Annotated in this window: 4 protein-coding genes; 3 read left to right on the top strand and 1 reads right to left on the bottom strand. The window is 35.8% G+C overall.

Annotated elements, in window-relative coordinates; all coding sequences use genetic code 11:
* Nucleotides 1-81 precede the first annotated feature (81 nt).
* The gene (locus FEDK69T_RS00875) at nt 82-2,352 is read right to left on the bottom strand and encodes a cation:proton antiporter (protein WP_023572241.1); all 2,271 of its coding nucleotides are present in this window, start codon (nt 2,350-2,352) and stop codon (nt 82-84) included.
* A 158-nt stretch (nt 2,353-2,510) separates the two neighbouring features.
* On the opposite strand from FEDK69T_RS00875, the gene hemN reads away from it, so the two are divergent.
* The 3 genes from hemN to FEDK69T_RS00860 all read left to right on the top strand — a co-directional run bounded on the left by hemN (nt 2,511) and on the right by FEDK69T_RS00860 (nt 6,896).
* A complete protein-coding gene (gene hemN, locus FEDK69T_RS00870; RefSeq protein WP_023572240.1) occupies nt 2,511-3,875 on the top strand; it encodes an oxygen-independent coproporphyrinogen III oxidase in 1,365 nt (454 codons plus the stop codon).
* Between the two features lie 144 nt (nt 3,876-4,019).
* Complete coding sequence (locus FEDK69T_RS00865) at nt 4,020-5,189, top strand: TlpA disulfide reductase family protein (RefSeq protein WP_131494741.1); 1,170 nt, start codon at nt 4,020-4,022, stop codon at nt 5,187-5,189.
* 180 nt (nt 5,190-5,369) lie between these two features.
* Nucleotides 5,370-6,896: a carboxypeptidase-like regulatory domain-containing protein gene (locus FEDK69T_RS00860; RefSeq protein ID WP_023572238.1), complete on the top strand. Its 1,527-nt coding sequence runs from the start codon at nt 5,370-5,372 to the stop codon at nt 6,894-6,896.
* The last annotated feature ends 1 nt before the right edge of the window (nt 6,897 follow it).

The following is a 6,897-nucleotide window of genomic DNA, read 5'->3' as shown; positions in this document are numbered from 1 at the left end:
ATCGGAGTTTTTGTTTTTAGATGTGCATCCCAAAAATCAAATCAGGTATGCGATATCATTTAATCAATCTAATAAAGGGTTTTATTTTTTTATTATCAGCAAAGAAGGTGTTTTATTCAACCATGAACTTTGGGAATCCAGTAATTTTTTCCAGCTTTCGACACTGATAATCATTAAATCCTGTTCATCCAAAAGCGCCTTCTCAATTTTTCGTTCCGTTGCCAGTTTAATGTGTTTCGGATGCTTGTGTTCAATTTTATGAATACAATCGATTAATTCTGTATTGTTTTTAAAATTTCCGGCCTTATCCAAAACTGTCACATTCGAATTCACATTGTGAATCAATTGTTTAGCATAATCCATCAAAAACAAATCCGATTCTTCCAAAAGCAATACGAAAACTCGTTTGGCATCGGTAAAATTCTTATCTACCAATATTCCGACCGGAACATCAGTTCGCGACAAAACGTGTTCTGTACGCTCGTCAAAAGGTGAATTTTCGAATAATTTCTCTTTTCCGGTAAACTTATTCAATAAACTTTCCGGATTGATTATACGCGTTGTAAATCCAAGTACTTTTCCTAATAGGGTTCCTTCAAAAATGGACTGACTTAAGCTCATCAGCACCAAATCGAAATCACCTTGATTAGATACTTCAATTAAATCCCCTTCCGTATCAATGGAACTTTTGAATAAGGTCGTTACTTTTTGATGCAATTCTTCCGAAGCCTGCAAAATAGGTTTAAAACTCTCCTCTTCGTACTCATCAATATTATACGGATTCAATTCATTGATCGGTAAAATATGCATGGCGGTAACGATGGAGTTGTTATGGTTTTTCTTTACAAAGTTATTGGCCAATCGAAGTAAAGACCTACCCTCTTCGGCATTATGAAACGAAAACAAAACTTTAAATTTATTGTTTTGAACGATTTCTTTCGGAACGATTTCAGTTTTCGATTTAAATACATATTCTATCAAATCCAAAGCAGGCCCCGTCATAAAAGTAGTTGCCAAAGCCATAATTACCATCATCGCAAAGATTTCCGGCTTTAAAACACCCAAGTCATATCCAATATTTAAAACCACGAGTTCCATCAAACCGCGGGTATTCATCAAAGCACCAATAGTCAAACTGTCTTTCCAACTCTGCCCTACAAACCTTGCTGTCAAAGCACTTCCCACAAACTTGCCGACAACGGCTACCAAAACAATGTAACCGCAAACTTCCCATAAATAGGCGTCATCCAATAAACCAATTTGCGTTCGAAGTCCGGTGAATACAAAGAACAAAGGCAAAAGCATAACCTGCGAAACATCTTCGACTTTTTCGATAAAAATATTACGAAAACGCATACTTTCCGGCATGATTACACCCGCCATAAAGGCTCCAAACAAAGCATGAATACCAATAACTTCCGTAGCATACGATGAAATCAGCAACGTAAGGAAAAATATCGCTATTACCGGTTTTGTAATAGTTTCGGTGTTATCATACAAATCACCTATTCGTTTCAAAAACGGTTTTACCACTTTAAGCATTAGCATAACATATACTATCGCAAGTGCCATGATGTAAAGCGAACTTAAAAAAGAACCCGCCTTAACAATTGCAATAACGGCAGCCAGAATACACCAAGCCGTAATATCGTCTGCAGCAGCACAGGTAATCACCATAGCGCCAAGTCGCGTTTTATGCAAACCGCGCTCCTGCACTATTCGGGCTAAAACCGGAAAAGCCGTTATACTCATGGCAATCCCTGTAAAAAGTGCAAAGGATATAAACTCGACACCGTCCGGAGCAAATTGCTGGAATATAAAATAAGCCAGAACAAGTCCTAACGTAAACGGGATCACAATACTGGCATGGCTGATAATTACTGCCTCTTTCGCTTTGTTCTGGAGCACTTTCAAATCGAGTTCCATCCCAACTACGAACATAAAGAGAATCAGTCCAATCTGGCTTAAAAACTGAAGGTTCCCAAGTGATGCGGCCGGAAATAAAGCATTCGAAAATTCAGGAAAATAATTTCCCAATAATGAAGGCCCTAGCGCAATTCCGGCAAGGATTTCTCCAATTACGGAAGGCTGGCCGATTTTTTTGAAAATTGCACCAAACAATCTTGCCACGAAAACAATCGTAACAATTTGGGCTAATAATATGGCTAACGGATGGGTTAGATTGTGTGTAAGTGAAATTATAAATTCTTCCCACTGGCTTTTTCCGTTATTGGGAAGGACAACATTTCGACCTTCTTCCAGGATTTTCCCGTTTTGAATCGTCCAATACATTATTGCGGTTGTTACACCAACAATTCCGATATAAAAAAAGCTATTTTTAAATTTTTTCATACTAAAACCAAGCGGTTTTTTTGCCTTTCGCTTACGGACGCCAATATTACTAATAAAATAAATGGAAAACAATTTTTCTTACACACCTAAAAATATGACAATTATCATTTTAACAGAAGGTATTCTAACCTACTTTTGATGTAGAAAAATGGCAAAGTATGACAACTTCATTAGTACAAAAATATAATGTTCCGGGACCAAGATACACAAGTTATCCGACAGTTCCTTATTGGGAAGATGAAAGTTTTTCAGGTAAAATATGGCAGGATACTTTTATCCGATCTTTCAATGAAAGCAATGCTTCGGAGGGAATCAGCCTTTACATCCATCTGCCGTTTTGCGAAAGTTTATGCACGTTCTGTGGTTGCCATAAACGAATCACTAAGCGACACGAAGTTGAAAATCCATATATAGAAGCAGTTCTGAAAGAATGGAATCTGTACTGCGACATGTTTCCGGAAAGACCAATAATCAAAGAAATTCATTTGGGAGGAGGAACACCAACTTTTTTTTCACCAGAAAATCTTAAAACTTTAATTGATGGGTTATTCCTAAGAGCTGAAAGAGCCGAACACCATGAATTCAGTTTTGAAGGTCACCCCAACAATACTACAAGGGAACATCTGAAACAACTTTACGATTTAGGCTTCAGACGCGTAAGTTTTGGCGTTCAAGACTACAGTGAGACAGTGCAAAAAGCAATACATCGAATCCAGCCGTTTCATAATGTGGCCAAGGTTACGTTTTGGGCAAAGGAAATAGGCTATACTTCTGTTTCTCATGATTTGATTTTCGGATTACCTTTTCAAACACTGGAAGATGTTGTGGATACAATCGAAAAAACAAAATCGCTTTCCCCTGATCGTTTAGCCTTCTACAGTTACGCCCACGTGCCATGGATTAAAGGTAACGGACAGCGCGGTTTTAAAGACGAAGACGTTCCAAAAGACGACGAAAAGAGAAGACTTTACGAAATCGGGAAACAATTGCTGACAAAAAAAGGCTATCACGAAATCGGCATGGATCATTTTGCATTGAAAAGAGACAACATGTTTACTTCATTTCGAGAAGGAAAACTTCACCGCAATTTTATGGGTTATACTTCTTCCAAAACACAGCTGATGATTGGATTGGGATCTTCTTCCATAAGCGACAGCTGGTATGGTTTTGCCCAAAATGAAAAAACAATTGAGGATTACTATGCAAGACTGGAAAAGAATGAATTACCTGTTTTCAAGGGGCATTTTCTAACGAATGAAGATTTAATCATTCGCAAACACATCCTGAATTTAATGTGTCAATTTACCACTTCCTGGGATGAATCACATTTATACTTTAAAGAACTTCCCGAAGTTATTTCACAACTCGACGAAATGGAAAACGACGGCTTACTGATTATTCAGAACAATGCCATTACCGTTACCGAAAAAGGCAAACCCTTTGTCAGAAACATATGCATGGCCTTCGATTTACGCCTGAAACGCAAAGCTCCCCAAACACAGTTGTTTTCAATGACTGTGTAATTTTTCATAACTTTTTTACAGTAAATTCCTTCTTATTTTTATATTTGAAGGAATTTTTCTATTAATGCTGTTGTCGGATCAACTTCTGTTTACGGAAAATAACCCTCTACGAAGTTGAACAAAACTTTTAAAACCAAACACAAAATGAAATTAGTCTTAAAATTTAGTGTTATCCTCTTTACACTGGTTTACGCTATATTTAGTCACGAAAATGAAAAAAAATGTGTAATCAATGGAACGGTAATTAATTCTGATACCAAATCCATCCTATTAATGAAACCTAATCAAGATCTTTCCAATGATTCTCTAATTGAAATTCCGGTCATTAAAGGAAAGTTTCATTATGAAACGAAGTTACAAAATCCCGAAGCCGTTTTGCTATTACTTGGTGAAGCTAAAAATGGCTTGGGACGTATCATGGAACTATTTTTAGAGAACGAAACTATTACTCTTACAATCTATCCTGAAAAGGATTTTGATAAAAATATGGTACAAGGCGGAAAACTAAATGCTGAGTACAAAAAATTCAAACAAAATGAGAAACTTAAATATATAAGCAAGATAAAACAACTTAATGACAGTATTAATGTACTAAATAATACAGACAAGTATGATAGAGAGACTCTTCTAAATTTAAGTTCGAAAAGAAAATTACTGGAAGATAAATTAAAACTAATTTATGCCGAACACAATGAATGGAAACAGAAGTACATTAATGAAAACCCAACAATTGTGTCCTATTCTTTTTTGTTAAATGAATTAATCTATGGTAAAGAAACCATTGATATAAATCTTGCTAAGAACAACTACGATAAACTGTCAAAAGCTAATCCAAAACATCCTTACAATGAATTAGCACTGAATATGATAAACGCGATTGACAATATAAAAATCGGAAAAAATTATGTCGATTTTTCAGCACCTGATTTAAATGGAAACATTGTTAATTTGTCTGACAAAATCAAAGGCAGAATCGTATTGTTGGATCTTTGGTCAACGTGGTGTAGCCCTTGCATCGAAAAAAGCAGAACTATGGTACCTGTTTATAACGAGTATAAAAATAAAGGATTCACAATTATTGGAGTCGGCGGAGAATCCAAAAATACCGACAGGCTTACAAAATTCTTAGAAAAAGAAAAATGGCCGTGGTTAAATTTGGTAGAACTTGATAAGCAAAATAAAATTTGGCAAAAGTATAGCATTGGTAACGGTGGCGGTGGCGGAATGTTCCTGATTGATGATCAAGGTAAAATTATCGCGATAGACCCAACAGCAGAAGAAGTTAAAAAAGAACTAGAAGCCAGACTTAGATAAAAACTTCACGAAATTAGGTTCCCAATGACTTTGTGATTTTATTAACGAGTTTTTTTACAGTAAATTCCTTCTTATTTATATATTTGAAGGAATTTTTCTATTTATACAATTAACCGTAATTCGATTTTATTGAAAATTAATTAAATTTAAGTCATCACAATCAAAAAAAACAGTACATCAATGATACGAACCTTAATTCATCTGTTCCTTTTTCTGCTTGGGCTCCAGTCAGCCAATGCCCAAAACCTTACTGGAAAAATTATTGATTCGAAAACCGGCGAAAGCCTTCCTTACGCCAACATTATTGTAAATGAAACAGTAAATCTTGTTTCGAATGCGGAAGGGAACTTCACCCTGACTGAAAACAACAACAGTGATACGACTGTACTGACCGTTTCGTATCTCGGATATGTTAAACGCCAGTTAACCGTGGGTGAACTAAAAAACCTGCAATACATCATCAGACTTGAGCCGGGTGTATTTGAACTCGAAAACCTCACCATTTCAAATGTCAAACCAGATCCCTATGCAATTATGGCAGAGGTTAAAAAGAATCTTCCGGTTCATTACAAAAATGACGGACAATCATCGAAAAATATGCTTTTTTATCGTGATGGGACCTCTTTTAAACCAAAGAAAATCGATGTGGAAATCACAAAATCGACCGGTTTTACAGAAAATGCACTTAAATCGACCAACGCAGAAATGAATGCATTTACCGCAAAACTCATTTCACACCCGCCAAAAGAATTAAAGGATATGTTGTGCAATTATTATACGCTTTCAAAAAAGAAGGACGATAAACCAACATTCTTAAATAAACTTGAAGTGATAAAAGCCACAGTGCTTAAGAATGGTGACAATTCAGTATCATTGGACGATATAGAGGAAACAGGAACAAATATCGTTCTGAAACATTTGGACACCACCAAGTTTTACAGAATTAAAAGCGGGTGGTTTGGTTCCCGTGATACCATTTCATTAAGTAAAAATTATAATGAGAAAAAAAACAAAAAGGATGTCAAAAACAAAAACACCAAATTGACTTCTTCAAAAGCGAATCTTACAGGATTTATCGCCGAAAACAACCCGCTGAGCAGCAAATTAGATTTCTTAAACAAACCTGAATTGTATGAGTATTCTTATGAGAGTAAGATATACAACGATGAAAATGATGGCATGTATGTCCTGAAATTCGAACCCAGAAAAAGTAAGGCAAAATATTCCGGAAAATTATACATTTCAGAAACGGATTATGCGGTAGTACGCTGCGATTATAACTTAGCTGACGGGAAAGATCTGGGCGGATTCAACATGAAACTTTTATTGGGAGTGAAAGTATCTGAAAATATAAGCAAAGGAACAATTCTTTACAAGAAAAGTCCTGAGGGTACAGGTTATTATTTGCAGTATGCCTCAGAGGAAACAGGCCAATATTTTTACATAAACAGACCACTGAAATTTATTGAACTTACCAACAGCGAAAAAGATGTAGTAGCCTTTGACTTTAAAGTAGAAGGAAATTTGGGTGAGAAAACCGAATTCCTGAATATTTCCAAATCAGAAATCAGTGAAAATGCCTTTGAAAATATTAAAGAAGAAGATTTCAATTACTTGGTCCTTAAACGCTATGATCCTGCCATATGGAAAGATTTCGTTTCTATTGAACCATTGGAAGAAATGAAGCAATTTAGGGTGACTGAATAAT

It is taken from the genome of Flavobacterium enshiense DK69 (genome assembly GCF_000498495.1).
Lineage (GTDB): Bacteria > Bacteroidota > Bacteroidia > Flavobacteriales > Flavobacteriaceae > Flavobacterium > Flavobacterium enshiense.
This window is presented reverse-complemented; position numbering and strand designations above follow the sequence as displayed.